Raw genomic sequence first — 281 nt, 5'->3', positions numbered from 1 at the left:
GCTTGCCAATATGCCGCCGGCAAAGGATTTCGTCTCCGACGCCTTCGTGCATTGCAAGTTCATCGGCTATTCGCAGGCGGCGAAGATGCTCTTCGAGAAGGCGGGAATTGCCTCCGACATGGATGCGGGCTGCGTTGCCCTCTCGGGCGCCGGCGAGGCGAAGAACTTCGTGAAGAGCCTCGGCAAGCTGCGCGTCTGGGACCGCGAGCCGAAAGTGAGCGCAGGCTGAGCACAGCGCGAGAATGACAACAGGAAGGCGCGGCGTCCCAGTCGCGCCTTTT

Annotated in this window: 1 pseudogene; it reads left to right on the top strand. The window is 62.6% G+C overall.

Annotated features, from left to right (window positions below):
• A pseudogene (locus CH341_RS34875) lies at positions 1-229 on the top strand (catalase); the annotation flags it as partial.
• Positions 230-281: the final 52 nt, after the last annotated feature.

Origin of the sequence: Rhodoplanes roseus, assembly GCF_003258865.1 — a bacterium.
Taxonomy (GTDB): domain Bacteria; phylum Pseudomonadota; class Alphaproteobacteria; order Rhizobiales; family Xanthobacteraceae; genus Rhodoplanes; species Rhodoplanes roseus.
The sequence above is the reverse complement of the archived record's forward strand: the minus strand, read 5'-3'. Positions and strand labels throughout refer to the sequence as shown.